This is a genomic window from Labrys sp. ALF-8 (assembly GCF_059699065.1).
Genome location: NZ_AP048537.1, coordinates 2,029,780 through 2,043,036, shown reverse-complemented (window position 1 = coordinate 2,043,036; position 13,257 = coordinate 2,029,780). Strand labels below are relative to the sequence as shown.

The following is a 13,257-nucleotide window of genomic DNA, read 5'->3' as shown; positions in this document are numbered from 1 at the left end:
TGTCCCGCCTGTTTCTCCTCAGCGACATTTGGTCCAGCCGATCCGCTTGCATATCCGGCCCCGCCCGCTCTACTTCAGGGCATGAATTTCGCCAGCGACAACTGGGCTGGAGCCAGCCCCAAGATCATCGATGCCCTTGCCCGCGGCGCGGGCGGCATCGCACCCGCCTACGGCAGCGACGAACTGACGCGCGAGCTCAAGGAAAGGCTCGCGGCCCTGTTCGGACGTGACGTCGGCCTGCTCTTCGCCGCCACCGGCACGGCCGCCAACTCTCTGGCGCTGAGCGCGCTCAGCCCTGGCTACGGCGCTGTATATGCCCATCAGGACGCCCATATCATGGGTGACGAAGCGGGTGCGCCCGAGTTCTTCACACGCGGCGCGCGGCTGGTTCCTCTCCCGGGCGCGGCCGGCAAGCTGACACCGGAGGTCGTCCAGGCCGCGGTGGCGCGCGGCAGCGGCTCCGGTTCGCCGATTCCCAAGCCTGCCGCACTTTCGATCACACAGGCGACGGAAAGCGGCACGGTCTATCGCGAGGCCGAGATCTCGGCTCTTGCTGCGGTTGCCAGGGAAAACGGCCTCAAGGTGCATATGGATGGCGCGCGTTTCGCCAATGCCGTGGCCTTCCTCGAAAAGGCGGATCGCGGCGCACGTCTCGCCGACATTACCTGGAAGGCTGGCGTCGACGCCCTTTCGCTCGGCCTCACCAAGAATGGCGCGTTGATGGCAGAGGCCGTTGTGCTGTTCGAGGCCGACAAGGCGGCGGAAATCGAGTGGCTGCGCAAGCGCAGCGGCCACGTGGTCTCCAAGGCCTGGCCGATCGCGGCGCAGTTCCTGGCGATGCTGGATGATGACCACTGGCTGGAACTCGCCCGCCATGCGAACGCCATGGCTGCGGCCCTGTCCCAGGGGCTCCTCGAAGCCGGTCACACGCTCGGCTTCGACACCGAAGCCAACGAGGTTTTTGCCGTGCTGCCGAGGGCGACGATCATGCGCCTGAGACAGGAGGGCGCCAAACTCTACGAGTGGCCGGCAGCGGCCCTGCCCGAGGACAGGCGCCCAGCCGCCGATGCCGATCTCGTGAGGCTGGTCACCTCCTTCGCAACGCGGTCGGAGGAAGTGGAGCGATTCCTGGCGATCACGCAGGGGTAGTTCTGCAACCCTGCAGCCTTCCCGCCATCACTTCCCTTTCAGGTCCAGAGCCGTCGTCAGATCTCCCAGCGGCGCTTCGTTGTTCGCTGCGACGGCATTGTCGCGCACCGTGATGCCGTGCAGGGTCGGTAGGTCGAAGCGGCGCGTGATGAAGCGCAGGATGGAGGTCGTGTCCATCGGAGTGTGGTCGACGAAGCCGCGGCGCGCGAAGGGCGAGACGATGATCGCGGGGATGCGCGTGCCCGGACCCCAGCGGTCGGCCTTGGGCGGGGCGGCATGATCCCAGATTCCGCCGTTCTCGTCATAGGTGACGATGACGAGCATGTGAGGCCATTGCGGGCTCTTCTCGAGATGGCTGACGACGTCGGCGATATGGGCGTCCCCGGCCTGGATGTCGGCGTAGCCCGAATGCTGGTTGAGGTCGCCCTGCGGCTTGTAGAAGGAGACCTGCGGCAGGGTGCCAGCATCGATCGCCTTGATGAATTCCGCACCGGCAAGGCCGCCGTCACGCAGATGCTCCGTGCGGGCCGCCGTGCCCGGCGCATAGTTTGCGTAATAGTTGAAGGGCTGGTGGTGGTACTGGAAGTTCGGCACCGGCGTCTTGTTGCCGTGATCGAGCACATCCTGCCAGGCGCCGGAATACCAGGCCCAGGTGATGTGCTTCAGACTCAGGAGGTCGCCGATGGTCGGTTCCGTCTGCGGAGGCAGGGTGGTGGCCTTGGCCGGGTCCGCCGTGGCGGGATCGGCGCCCTTGGCCGGTTCGTTGCCGCTGGGCTGGTAGGGCGGCTGCATGGTGTTAACGGCGTAGAAGTCCGGCGTGAGATTGCCGTCGCCCGCGAATTTCGGAATGCCGTCCATCGCCGATTTCGGGGAGTTCGCTGCTCCCTTCAGCGTCACGCCGTCGGCCTCGACCACGGCAATGGAGGGCTTGGCCGGGTTGGTGTCGGCATTGGCGTAATAGGGCGCGCAGGCGCAGATCAGCCACTGGTGGTTGAAGAACGAGCCGCCGAAGCCGCCCATGAAGAAATTGTCGGCCAGGGTGTATTTCTGCGCGACGTTCCACATCGCGGTCTTCGAGCCATCCCAGGTGCCCATCACCAGGCCGCCGGCATCGGCATAGGCCACGAACTTGTCGTTTCTTCCGCCGTCGATCTGCATCTGGTTCTGGTAGAAGCGGTGCCAGAGGTCGTGGGTGATGGTGCCGAGGGAAAGGTTGAAGCCCTGCGGGTCATCGACGCGGAAGGGGCGGTTGGGCAGGTGCTCCGTCTGCGCCTGCGTCACCGGCGGCGTCACGCCCTTGGCGGTGAGGCCGTCCCAGGTCGGCGGCAGCTCCTTGAGCGGCGTGCCGTCGCGATCGAGCTGGAGCGTTGCGGTCGATGAGGCATTCTGCAGGCCGTTGGCGCCGGGGAAGCCGCCGTAGAGATTATCGAAGCTGCGATTCTCGGCATAGACGATCACGACAGTGTCTATCAACCCCAGGTTGAGAGAAGTATCGTCATTGTATCCAGCCGCGAGCGCCGGCGTCATCGCTCCGATGGCAAGACCGATGGTCGAAGCCGTTGCAATAAATCTCGCCCGCATCCTGGCACCCTTCCTGTCGTACCTGTGTTGATATCTTCACATCCGTACTCCACCATGCCGCGTCAGATGATTGAAAACGCGCCGCTGGGCAGGACGGATGAATTTCAACATAAAGCCGCTTTGCGACACAACAATAAAGCGCCGCGTCGTGGGAGCCCTGGTCTTCGCAGCAGCGGGATTGGTCTCGGGTTTCGTCGCCGCGGATGATCAGGCCGGCAAGTCGCCGGCTGATCCCGGAATGTCGCGCGCCGAGGTGAACAGGCAAGTGGAGGTCCTGGCGGCGCTGGGGCACGATATTTTCCGAGACCCATCGTTGTCGGGCTCGGGCAAGCTGGCCTGTTCGTCGTGCCACGATCCAGCCCATGCCTATGGCCCGCCCAACGGCCTCGCGGTGCAGTTGGGCGGCGGCGACCTGCGGCAGCCGGGGCTGCGCGCCGTTCCCTCGCTCAAATACCTGCAGGCCGCGCCCTCCTTCACCGAGCACTTCTACGAATCGGAGGACGATGCCGACGAGAGTATCGACAACGGCCCGACCGGTGGGCTGACCTGGGACGGCCGCGTCGACCGCGGCTCGGACCAGGCCGAGATACCGCTGTTCTCCGATTTCGAGATGGGAAACAGGGACGAGGCCACGGTCGTGCGCCGCCTGCAGGCGGCAAGCTACGGCAGGAAGCTCGCCGAGCTGGCCGGTCCGGCGGCGCAGTCCGACCCGCATCTCCTCTTCCGCACCGCCCTGAAGGCACTGGAGGTCTATGAGGAGGACTACCGGACCTTCTATCCCTATTCCAGCAAGTACGACGCCTATCTCGCGGGCAAGGCGACGCTGACCGCGCAGGAGGCCCGGGGCCTCGAACTCTTCAACGCATCCGACAAGGGCAATTGCGCTTCCTGCCATGTGAGCCAGCGCGGCAATGACGGTACGCCGCCGCAATTCACCGACTACGGATTGATTTCGCTTGGAGTACCGCGCAATCCAGCCATTCCGGCCAACAAGGATCCCGCCTATCATGATCTCGGCCTGTGCGGCCCGTTGCGCGTCGACTTCCGTGACCGGCCCGACTACTGCGGCCTGTTCCGTACGCCGACGCTGCGAAACGTCGCGCTGCGCCAGACCTTCTTCCACAACGGCGTCTTCCACTCGTTGCGCCAGGCGGTGGAATTCTATGTCGGCCGCGAGACTGATCCGGGCAAGTGGTATCCTCGCAAGTCCGACGGCACGATCGACAAATATGACGACCTTCCGCAGAACGCCAAGGCGAACATCAATACCGATCCGCCCTTTGATCGGCATCCCGGCGATGCACCGGCGCTGAGTGCGAGCGAGATCGACGACGTCGTCGCATTCCTCGGCACACTCACGGACGGGTACGACGCATCGGAATAGGATCCGCGCCGTCGCCTCCAGGATCTCGAAGGCTCGGTGCCGCAGTCTTGCCCGGCATCGCGCGGGCGGGGCCTGTCTTCAGCTGATCCCGGGGTTTCCGGGCAGGTCGAGGAGCTTGGCAACGTCGTCGCCGCCCTTGCCGGATGCGCTCAGCTCGCCGTTGTCCTTCACCTCGAGCTCCGCGCCGTTGGCAAAGCTGAGGCACCAGCCGGTGTCGTCGCCGTTGCGGCGGCGATCCGTGAGCCCTATGCCGGCCGCCGAGACCAGCGCAATCGCCTTTTCAACATCCATGATGCCACCTGTTGGATTAGTATCCTTGCGGAAGTTGGGTCGGAAGGCGCTGCCAGTCAAGGCGAAAGGCTGTCATCTTCCCGCATTCCTGCGACATCTCGCCGTCACATCCCAGGCCTCGGAACGGTTATTCGATCGACATGCGCCGGCGGCTGCCGCGAACTCATGGGCTGGGATCGCCGATACTGCCGCCCGCCCAGTTTTGATCTCGTCCAATATTAGGCCGGCCCCATGGCGGCCTCTAGCCAGCTGGCCGGAATTATGTTTTGGCTGCGCCACCCATCACAATCGGGGCCGCGGGACGGTCCCTTCGAGGACATGATGCTGAAACTTACCCTGAGCCTTATCTTCGCCGCCTTGACCGGCGTGGCCCAAGCCCAGACACAGCCCCAGACGCCGGTGCCCGCTCAACCAGCCCAGGAGGCCGGTGAGAAACAGCCGGTCACCGCAAAGCCCTCCCCCCTTCCCGGTGGCGCCAGTTCGATCCAGGAAACCTACCAGGACTGGAGTGTCCTGTGCACCGCTCCCAACCAGGTGAAGCAGTGCACGGTCCAGCAGGTTCAGTCCGAGAGCCAGACGAACCGGTTCGTGCTCGGGGTGGAACTGCGGCCCGTGCCCGATGGCGGCGTCACAGGCAGGCTGGTGATGCCCTTCGGCCTTCAATTCTCCGCAGGCGTGACCCTCGCCCTCGATCAGAATCCGGCGGGCCAGCCGCTGCAGTTCCAGACCTGCATCCCCAGCGGGTGCCTGGTGCCGCTGACGTTCCAGGCCGCCACGGTCGCGGCCCTGAAGGCAGGCACCCAGCTCAAGCTGAATACCAAATCCCTGGATGCCAACGCCAAGCCGCTGGTCTTCAACGTCTCGCTCAAGGGTTTCGGCAACGCACTGGAGCGCGCCGTCGCCATCGTGAAGTAGAGGACGGTCGACCGGGAGCCAGGCCCGCCTGCCAAGGGAGTGGCCCTCGTGACCGGACGGCCTTCGCTGCCGGCAGGTATCGAAAGCTCGATATTTCCGCTCCGGATCCGTGCCGTCCACCATAGCCATGTTGCTCTTGCAAATTCGAAAGTGATATCTCCAACTATCGATTGCCGAGGTCGGGAGAAGCCGCTGCCATGGATTTCATTTTCATGCTGACGCGCAGCGACCGAACGGTCGAGGATTGCCTGGAGCTCATGGAGCAGATCGCTCCCTTGCGGCTTGGACATGTCGGCTTCAAGGATATCGGCGTGTCGCTGACCGTGCTCGACCGCCTGGCGCAGGCCATCCGCGACTCGGGGGCGATCTCCTATATGGAGGTGGTATCGACTTCCCCCGAGGATTGCCTGCGTTCGGCCCGCATTGCTCGCGACCTGGGCGTCGACAGGCTCCTCGGCGGTACGCAGGTCGACGAGACGCTGGCCATCCTGGAGGGGAGCCGCACCGCCTATTTCCCGTTTCCAGGCCGGCCGGTCGGCCATCCCACGCGCCTCGGCGGACATCCCCTGGAGATCGAGCAGCATTGCCGCGCCTTCATGCGCAAGGGGTGCGCCGGTGTAGACCTGCTCGCCTATCGCTCGACGGAGGCCGACCCGCTCGATCTTGTTCGAGCCGCCCGGCGGGGCCTCGGCGAGGGCTCTCTCATCGCTGCGGGGTCGGTCACTTCTGCGGAAAGGATACAGGCGCTGAAGGCAGCCGGCGCCGATGCCTTCACCATCGGCTCGGCCGTGTTCGACGGTTCCTTCAGCCCGGCCAAGGGCTCGACCCTGTCGCAGCTTGCCGACGTGCTCGCCGCCTGCGGCAGCACAGTCTCCGAACCGGCGGCAGCGATACCGCGGTGACAGATACCCAGCGGGATGGGCTCAGGTCAGGTATCCTGGGCCTTGGCGACCCGCAGCTCCACATCCGCCTTCTCCAGCGCCGAGACAAGGGTTGCGGAGGGGCGTGCGTCCGTCACCAGGTAGTCCAGTTCGTCCAGCGCGCAGACATGTTCCAGCGCTTCCTGACCGAATTTGGAATGGTCGACCACCAGGATCACCGATCCCGCCCGCTCGATCATCGCGCGCTTGTTCCAGGCCGATATCGAGTTCTCGTCGCTCGGTCCGTTCATATCGACCTTGCTGGCGCCGATGATGGCATGGGCCGGGTTGAATCTTCGCAGATAGGCGAGCGTGTCCGGACCACCCACCCCGCCGTCGCGCACATCGAAGTCGCCGGGGCAGACGATCACCCGGATCGTGGGATTGACCGCGAGGGCCGAAGCCACTCCGAAACTCGTGGTGATCACGGTCAGGCCCTTGAGTTCGGCGGCAAGGCGCCGCGCGACATAGATGGTCGTCGCGCCTGCATCGATCATGAGGGTGTCGCCATCGCGCAGCAGCGGCGTGACAGTGCGCGCGATCGCCGAGCGCTGATCGACCTTGGTACGGTAGCGGTCGTCAAGCGAGGGTTCGAGGTCCAGCGGCGGACCCGCAGCACCGCCATAGGTGCGGCTGAGCAGGCCCTGGCGGCCGAGTTCGTCGAGGTCCCGTCGGATGGTTTCGGTGACGACGTCGAAGCGCTGCGCGAGTTCGGAAATACGGATCGAGGGCGATGCATGCAGTTCCGCCAGGATCGCCTGTTGCCGGTCGCCCTTGCGCAGAATCCCGGCCATCGAAATCCTCGTCCCTGCCATAACCCTGTCGGCGATGTGCGCCCGTTTGGCAGTTGCAACATTCCTTGTGGTTTTTCAAGGGGGAGAGGTCCTAGATCCAGCCCGCCAGCTCGCGCGTCACCACGTGTTCCAGCACATGCTGGCCCTCCGAGCTGTCGTTGAGACAGGGCAGGTAGGCGAATTTCTCGCCGCCATTGTGCTGGAAGATCTCCCGGTTCTCCTCGCCGAGTTCTTCCAGCGTTTCCAGGCAGTCGGCGACGAAGCCGGGCGCGACGATGGCCATCCGCCTCGTGCCGGCCTTGGCGAGGGCTTCCACCGTCTCGTCCGTATAGGGCTTCAGCCACTCCTCCTTGCCGAAGCGGGACTGGAAGGTGATCTTGAAGCGGCTTTCGTCGAGGCCCAGCGCCTCTCCCAGCAGCCGGCCCGTCTTCATGGCGAAACAGTAATAGGGATCGCCCTGGATGAGATAGTTCTTCGGTACGCCGTGGAAGGAGGCGAGCAGCACCTCCGGTTCGAAGTCGAGCCGGGCCAGGTGCCCCCGGACGGAGCTTGCCAGCGCCTCGATGTAGACCGGATCGTCGTGCCATTGCGGCGCCACGCGGATGGCGGGCTGCCAGCGAAGGGTCATCAGGTGCTCGAAGGCCTTGTCGCAGACCGTGGCCGTCGTGGCGGCCGCGTATTGGGGGTACATCGGTACGATGAGGATGCGGTCGCAGCCCTTGGCACGCAGGCCGTCCAGGCGCTCGGCGATGCTGGGCCTTCCATAGCGCATCGCGAAATCGACCGTCAGCCGCGGATCGCGGGCGGCCATCGCCTCGGCGAGCTTTTCGGTCTGGCGCTGTGTGATCACAAGGAGCGGGGAGGCGTTGGCCTGCTTGTCCCAGATCGATGCATATTTGGCGCCGCTCTTGCCCGGGCGCGTGGTGAGAATGATGCCGTTGAGCAGTGGCCACCACAGGAGGCGCGGCACCTCGATGACCCGCCGGTCCGAGAGGAATTCCTTGAGATAGCGGCGCATCGGCCAATAGGTCGGCGCGTCGGGCGTGCCCAGATTGACCAAAAGAACGCCGATCCTGCCGCTCGCCTGCCGGGGATGGTCCGAAGGAACGGGTAGGGGACTTGCGATGGGGGTGGAGGTCATGCGGCTACCTTTCGCCGCCTTTCAACAGGCAGCGAGCCCGCCTTGCAACAGATTTGTGAGCCCACCGGTCGGGACCATCGATCAAATGAGGGTGCACCGTCCGCAAAGGACTTGCAGGAACCGGCCATGCCCGCTTATCCTTCCGCCCATGAGCATCGACGCCATAGAGATACGTCTGGCTCGACCGGACGACGCCCATGCCATCGCGGATGTGCATGATGCGGCTTGGCGCAACGCCTATCGGGGAGTGATTCCGGGACGCGAACTGGAACGGCTGGTGGAACGGCGCGGCGCGAAATGGTGGCGCTATGCCATCGATCGCAAGACCCGTATCGTGGTGATGTCGTTCGGGGGCGTGATCGCCGGTTATGCCACCTATGGCCGCAACCGGGCGGCAAGCCTTCCCTACCAGGGCGAGATCTTCGAACTCTATCTGAGGCCTGAATATCAGGGCATCGGTCTCGGCAAGCGCCTGTTCAACGCCGTGCGGCGCGATCTCAGCGGCCATGACGTCAAGGGCATGGTGGTGTGGGCCCTGGCCGACAATCCGCGTGCCTGCGAATTCTACCAGCGCCTCGGCGGCGTGAAGGTGGATGCCATGGTCGAGCGCTTCGGCGAGACCAAGCTGCAGAAGGTCGCCTTCGGCTGGGCGGCCTGAAGAGCGGAATCCCTTGCCTGCAATCCTCAAAGCGCTGCCTGTTCAGGGTCGGAAAAAGCGCGCCCGCCGGCCATCGTTCTGCGCTCTTGCTTCCATTGCCGGGATGCTGCCAGGTTGGAATTTTCGTGCCTGACGACGTGCGCCCGGAACTGGGCGGGGGATCTCGGTGGCGTCCGCAGACGCTCCGCCACGCCCGCGCGCTGTCCCTTAATCATTTGTAATTTTGAGCTTGTCTCTGCGAGGTCGACTCCCTTTTGTGTCTGTTTTTAAGCCAATTGAAGTCACGGCATTTGTTTATTCTAGTAAAGATGCACAAATTTAATCGTTTTAACTCCATAACATTGAGTAGGGATGTTGTATTCTAGTTTTTAACAATTCTAATTCTAATCTAAAGTATTTGACTTACTCAAGCTCTCCTGCCTACACAGCAACGCCGGCCGGTTGGCGTCCGGCGCCGATTTCAATAGAGGTCCAGATGAGAGCCTTCCTGCCGCATCGTCGCGCGGTCCTAGCCAGCGCCGCAGCGCTTGCCGCGACACTGTTCGCTGCTCCCCTCGCCGCGCAGGCCCAGGATGCCGGAATCACCGTCTACAATGCGCAGCATGAGAGCCTGACGCAGGCTTGGGCCGATGCCTTCACCAAGGAGACCGGCATCAAGGTCACGCTACGCAACGGCGGCGACACGGAACTCGGCAACCAGCTCGTGCAGGAAGGCGCCAATTCGCCGGCCGACGTGTTTCTCACCGAGAACTCCCCAGCGATGGTTCTGGTGGACAACGCCAAGCTCTTCGCTCCGCTGCCGGCCGATACGCTGGCCCAGGTGCCGGCGAACTATCGCCCCGCGCATGGGCGCTGGATCGGCATCGCCGCACGCTCCACCGTTTTCGCCTATGACAAGACCAAGCTGACCGAGGACAAGCTGCCGAAGTCGCTGCTCGACCTTGCCGATCCCGCCTGGAAGGGCCGCTGGGCCGCTTCTCCCTCCGGTGCCGACTTCCAGGCCATCGTCAGCGCGCTGCTCGCCCTCAAGGGCGAGGCCGCCACGGCCGACTGGCTCAAGGCGATGAAGGAAAACTTCAAGGCCTACAAGGGCAACAGCACCGCGATGAAGGCCGTCAATGCCGGCCAGGTCGAAGGCGCCGTGATCTATCACTATTACTGGTTCGGCGATCAGGCCAAGACCGGCGAGAACAGCAAGAACGTCGCTCTCCACTACTTCCGTCATGAGGATCCGGGTGCGTTCGTGAGCATCTCCGGCGGTGGCGTGCTCGCTTCCAGCAAGCACCAGGCCGAAGCACAGGCTTTTCTGAAGTGGATCACGGGCAAGGGTGGCCAGGAAATTCTGAAGACTGGCAATTCCTTCGAATATGCCGTGGGCGCGGGGGCCGAATCCAATCCGAAGCTGGTGCCGCTGGCCGACCTGCAAGCTCCCAAGATCGAGCCTTCGGATCTCAACAGCCAGAAAGTCACCGATCTGATGACGGCAGCCGGATTGCTCTGACGGCGCTCGCGGGACCGCACGCGCAAGACGCGGATCTGCGGGGAGGGGCGATCATCGATCGTCCTCTTCCTTTCCGGCAGAGGCAGCGTCTCCGAGATGTCGATCGGCGATCGACACTCCGCCTACCGGGGCCATGCCGTCAAGGGCGTGGCAAGACGGCTGCGGCCCCAGGTTTTAGTTGCGTATCGATCCCGATCTGCGAAATATCCTGCCTCCGGCTGGCGCCGGAGGCCTTCGATTTTCAGGACGTCTGGTGTCTCTCTTTTCGAGTCAGCGCGTACCGGCAGATGTCAGCCGGCTCCTTCCCCTGTCCCGCTTCAACGGACGGGATGCGGTTGCCGCCGCCGCTGTGCTCGTCTCGCTCTTCGCCCTGCTGCCGCTCGGCTTCGTGGTGTGGATCGCCATCCAGACCGGCTGGCAGACTGCTTCGGCGCTGGTGTTCCGGCCGCGGGTGGGCGAACTTCTCGTCAACACGCTGCTGCTCGAAGCATGCACCATTCCCATCGCCATCGCCCTGGCGGTGACGCTCGCCTGGCTGACCGAGCGCAGCGACCTGCCGGGTGGGCGGTTCTGGTCGTGGCTGGCCGTGGCGCCGCTCGGCGTGCCGGCCTTCGTGCATTCCTATGCCTGGGTCAGCGTCATTCCCGCCATGGGCGGCCTCTGGGCCGGCGTGCTGATTTCGGTGCTCGCCTATTTTCCTTTCCTCTATCTGCCGGTTTCCGCGCAGATGCGCCGGCTTGACCCGGCCCTGGAGGACGTCGCGGCCTCGCTCGGGCTTTCACCGATGAGCGTCTTCTTCCGCGTGGTGCTGCCCCAGCTGCGCCTGGCGATCTGCGGAGGGGGGCTGCTCGTGGGCCTGCACCTGCTGGCGGAATACGGCCTCTACGCGATGATCCAGTTCGATACCTTCTCCACCGCCATCGTCGACCAGTTCCAGTCCGCATATAACGGGCCGGCCGCCAACATGCTGGGCGGCGTGCTGGTGGCGGCGTGCCTGCTGCTGCTGGCACTGGAGGGAATGCTGCGGGGCCGGGAGCGCTATGCCCGCGTCGGCTCCGGCGCGGCACGGCCCGTCACCCGGATCAGGCTCGGCCGCACGATGCTCGTGTGGATGCTCGTCCCGCTGGCCACGGCGGCGTTGTCGCTCGGCGTGCCGCTCTTCACCATGGCCCGGTGGCTGGCCATCGGCGGCGCGGGGATCTGGCCCGTGGACGTGATTGCCGGCGCCCTAGGCCAGACGCTCGGCCTTGCCGTGCTCGGTGCCGCGGTCACCTCGCTCCTGGCTTTCCCGATGGCCTGGCTATCGGTACGCGCACCCGGGCGACTGCAGAAGCTCCTGGAAGCCTGCCACTATTATGTCGGCTCCCTGCCGGGCGTGGTGGTGGCGCTGGCGCTGGTGACGATCACGGTGCGTGTCGCCCTCCCGTTCTATCAGACCATGGCGACGCTGCTCGCCGCCTATGCCCTGATGTTCCTGCCGCGCGCGCTGGTCGGCCTGCGCGCCAGCATCGCGCAGGCGCCGGTGGAGCTCGAGCGCGCCGCGATGGCGCTCGGCCGCACGCCGTTCAAGGCGATCTGGCAGATCACCATGCGCCTGTCGGCGCCCGGCGTCGCCGCCAGCATGGCGCTCGTCGCCCTCGGGATCACCACGGAGCTGACGGCTACGCTGATGCTGGCGCCGACCGGCACGGTGACGCTTTCGACCCGCTTCTGGTCTGCGATCAACGATATAGACTATGCCGGCGCCGCGCCCTATGCCCTGATGATGGTCCTGCTCGCACTGCCGCTCACACTCCTGCTCCATTTCCAGTCGAGGCGTTCGATCGGCCAATGACGTTTCTCACCATAGAAGGAGCGAGCAAACGCTACGGGGCCGTGGCTGCGCTCGATGATGTCAGCCTCGCCGTGCCTGCCGGCAGCCGCACGGCGATCGTGGGGGCCTCCGGTTCGGGGAAGACCACGCTTCTGCGCCTGATCGCCGGCTTCGAGGCACCCGATGCCGGCCGCCTGACATTGAACGGCATGGTGCTGGCCGACGGCCCGGCCATCGTGCCCGCCCACCGGCGCGGCATCGGCTTCGTCACCCAGGACGGCTCCCTGTTTCCGCATCTCACCATTGCCCAGAACATCGGCTTTGGCTTGCAGCGCGGCACGGCGGATCGCGACGCGCGCATTCTCGGCCTGATGCGCACGGTGGAGCTTGATGCGGCCATGCTCGAGCGCCGGCCGCACCAGCTCTCCGGCGGTCAGCAGCAGCGCGTGGCGCTGGCCCGCGCCCTGGCCCGGCAGCCGAGGCTGATGCTCCTGGACGAGCCCTTCTCGGCGCTCGATACGGGCTTGCGCGAATCGACGCGCAAGGCCGTCGCCTCCCTGCTGGAGGCGGAGGGCGTCACCACCATTCTCGTCACGCACGACCAGACCGAGGCGCTCTCCTTCGCGCATCAGGTCGCCGTGCTGAGCGAGGGCAGGCTTGCACAGGCCGGACCCCCCCATGACCTCTATCGCCGCCCCCGCGATCGCAGGACGGCGCTGTTTCTCGGCGAGGCCGTGCTGATGAAGGGCGAAGCGGGGGTCGGCTGGGTCGACTGCGCTCTGGGGCGCCTGCCTGCCGGCACCCATGGTCATCGCGGCATGGTCGAGATCATGCTGCGGCCCGAACAGATCAAATTCACCCCTGTGGAGCAGGATGCGGACCAGGGATGCCTCGCCCGCGTCGTGGAGATCGAGTTCGGCGGAGCGCTGCGCGCCGTGACGGTGGAACTGCTTTCGGAGAGCCTGCGCCTGCGCATTACCGGCACCGGGCTCGACCTGCCTCCCACCGGCTCCCGTGTGCGGCTCAATGTGGCCGGCCCCGCCCATGTCTTCGAGGCCTGAAGTTAACAATCCTGTCATGTCCGGGTTGAAACCGGGGCCACTTCCGCAT

12 protein-coding genes are annotated in these 13,257 nt (G+C 65.1%); 8 read left to right on the top strand and 4 right to left on the bottom strand.

The window, feature by feature from the left end; translation table 11 throughout:
* Positions 1 to 81 precede the first annotated feature (81 nt).
* Positions 82 to 1,149: a threonine aldolase family protein gene (locus AC6H34_RS09470; RefSeq protein WP_497538637.1), complete on the top strand. Its 1,068-nt coding sequence runs from the start codon at positions 82 to 84 to the stop codon at positions 1,147 to 1,149.
* Between the two features lie 27 nt (positions 1,150 to 1,176).
* Here AC6H34_RS09470 and AC6H34_RS09465 read toward each other — a convergent pair whose 3' ends face one another.
* Positions 1,177 to 2,730, bottom strand: coding sequence for an acid phosphatase (locus AC6H34_RS09465; protein WP_497538636.1), 1,554 nt, complete (start codon positions 2,728 to 2,730; stop codon positions 1,177 to 1,179).
* A gap of 97 nt (positions 2,731 to 2,827) precedes the next feature.
* Between AC6H34_RS09465 and AC6H34_RS09460 the strand changes: the two genes are divergently transcribed.
* The gene (locus AC6H34_RS09460; protein WP_497538635.1) at positions 2,828 to 4,114 is read left to right on the top strand and encodes a cytochrome-c peroxidase; all 1,287 of its coding nucleotides are present in this window, start codon (positions 2,828 to 2,830) and stop codon (positions 4,112 to 4,114) included.
* 78 nt (positions 4,115 to 4,192) lie between these two features.
* Here AC6H34_RS09460 and AC6H34_RS09455 read toward each other — a convergent pair whose 3' ends face one another.
* Positions 4,193 to 4,405: a hypothetical protein gene (locus AC6H34_RS09455; RefSeq protein ID WP_497538634.1), complete on the bottom strand. Its 213-nt coding sequence runs from the start codon at positions 4,403 to 4,405 to the stop codon at positions 4,193 to 4,195.
* Positions 4,406 to 4,723: 318 nt separating this feature from the next.
* On the opposite strand from AC6H34_RS09455, the gene AC6H34_RS09450 reads away from it, so the two are divergent.
* Positions 4,724 to 5,320 carry an invasion associated locus B family protein gene (locus AC6H34_RS09450; protein ID WP_497538633.1) on the top strand — a complete coding sequence of 199 codons (597 nt, stop codon included), beginning with the start codon at positions 4,724 to 4,726 and terminating at the stop codon, positions 5,318 to 5,320.
* 197 nt (positions 5,321 to 5,517) lie between these two features.
* Complete coding sequence (locus tag AC6H34_RS09445) at positions 5,518 to 6,222, top strand: 4-hydroxythreonine-4-phosphate dehydrogenase (RefSeq protein ID WP_497538632.1); 705 nt, start codon at positions 5,518 to 5,520, stop codon at positions 6,220 to 6,222.
* Positions 6,223 to 6,248: 26 nt separating this feature from the next.
* Here AC6H34_RS09445 and AC6H34_RS09440 read toward each other — a convergent pair whose 3' ends face one another.
* Both AC6H34_RS09440 and hemH read right to left on the bottom strand, forming a co-directional pair.
* Complete coding sequence (locus AC6H34_RS09440) at positions 6,249 to 7,034, bottom strand: DeoR/GlpR family DNA-binding transcription regulator (RefSeq protein WP_497538631.1); 786 nt, start codon at positions 7,032 to 7,034, stop codon at positions 6,249 to 6,251.
* 91 nt (positions 7,035 to 7,125) lie between these two features.
* Entirely contained in the window at positions 7,126 to 8,175 is a 1,050-nt protein-coding gene (gene hemH, locus AC6H34_RS09435) for a ferrochelatase (RefSeq protein ID WP_448150297.1), read from the bottom strand.
* A gap of 148 nt (positions 8,176 to 8,323) precedes the next feature.
* Between hemH and AC6H34_RS09430 the strand changes: the two genes are divergently transcribed.
* The 4 genes from AC6H34_RS09430 (at position 8,324) to AC6H34_RS09415 (ending at position 13,208) form a co-directional block, all read left to right on the top strand.
* Positions 8,324 to 8,833, top strand: a complete 510-nt coding sequence (locus AC6H34_RS09430) for a GNAT family N-acetyltransferase (protein WP_448150298.1) — start codon at positions 8,324 to 8,326, stop codon at positions 8,831 to 8,833.
* Positions 8,834 to 9,308: 475 nt separating this feature from the next.
* A complete protein-coding gene (locus tag AC6H34_RS09425; RefSeq protein ID WP_497538630.1) occupies positions 9,309 to 10,334 on the top strand; it encodes an iron ABC transporter substrate-binding protein in 1,026 nt (341 codons plus the stop codon).
* A gap of 253 nt (positions 10,335 to 10,587) precedes the next feature.
* Positions 10,588 to 12,168: an ABC transporter permease gene (locus tag AC6H34_RS09420; protein WP_497538629.1), complete on the top strand. Its 1,581-nt coding sequence runs from the start codon at positions 10,588 to 10,590 to the stop codon at positions 12,166 to 12,168.
* Complete coding sequence (locus AC6H34_RS09415) at positions 12,165 to 13,208, top strand: ABC transporter ATP-binding protein (RefSeq protein WP_497538628.1); 1,044 nt, start codon at positions 12,165 to 12,167, stop codon at positions 13,206 to 13,208. The genes AC6H34_RS09420 and AC6H34_RS09415 overlap by 4 nt, the downstream gene beginning before the upstream one ends.
* Positions 13,209 to 13,257 lie beyond the last annotated feature (49 nt).

What these genes read in the sequence shown, in the direction of transcription:
- AC6H34_RS09470 (WP_497538637.1), top strand. Translation starts at nt 82, where the DNA reads ATGAATTTCGCCAGCGACAACTGGGCTGGAGCCAGCCCCAAGATCATC.
- AC6H34_RS09415 (WP_497538628.1), top strand. Translation starts at nt 12,165, where the DNA reads ATGACGTTTCTCACCATAGAAGGAGCGAGCAAACGCTACGGGGCCGTG.
- AC6H34_RS09445 (WP_497538632.1), top strand. Translation starts at nt 5,518, where the DNA reads ATGGATTTCATTTTCATGCTGACGCGCAGCGACCGAACGGTCGAGGAT.
- AC6H34_RS09425 (WP_497538630.1), top strand. Translation starts at nt 9,309, where the DNA reads ATGAGAGCCTTCCTGCCGCATCGTCGCGCGGTCCTAGCCAGCGCCGCA.
- AC6H34_RS09465 (WP_497538636.1), bottom strand. Translation starts at nt 2,730, where the DNA reads ATGCGGGCGAGATTTATTGCAACGGCTTCGACCATCGGTCTTGCCATC.
- AC6H34_RS09440 (WP_497538631.1), bottom strand. Translation starts at nt 7,034, where the DNA reads ATGGCCGGGATTCTGCGCAAGGGCGACCGGCAACAGGCGATCCTGGCG.
- AC6H34_RS09430 (WP_448150298.1), top strand. Translation starts at nt 8,324, where the DNA reads ATGAGCATCGACGCCATAGAGATACGTCTGGCTCGACCGGACGACGCC.
- AC6H34_RS09455 (WP_497538634.1), bottom strand. Translation starts at nt 4,405, where the DNA reads ATGGATGTTGAAAAGGCGATTGCGCTGGTCTCGGCGGCCGGCATAGGG.
- AC6H34_RS09460 (WP_497538635.1), top strand. Translation starts at nt 2,828, where the DNA reads ATGAATTTCAACATAAAGCCGCTTTGCGACACAACAATAAAGCGCCGC.
- hemH (WP_448150297.1), bottom strand. Translation starts at nt 8,175, where the DNA reads ATGACCTCCACCCCCATCGCAAGTCCCCTACCCGTTCCTTCGGACCAT.
- AC6H34_RS09450 (WP_497538633.1), top strand. Translation starts at nt 4,724, where the DNA reads ATGATGCTGAAACTTACCCTGAGCCTTATCTTCGCCGCCTTGACCGGC.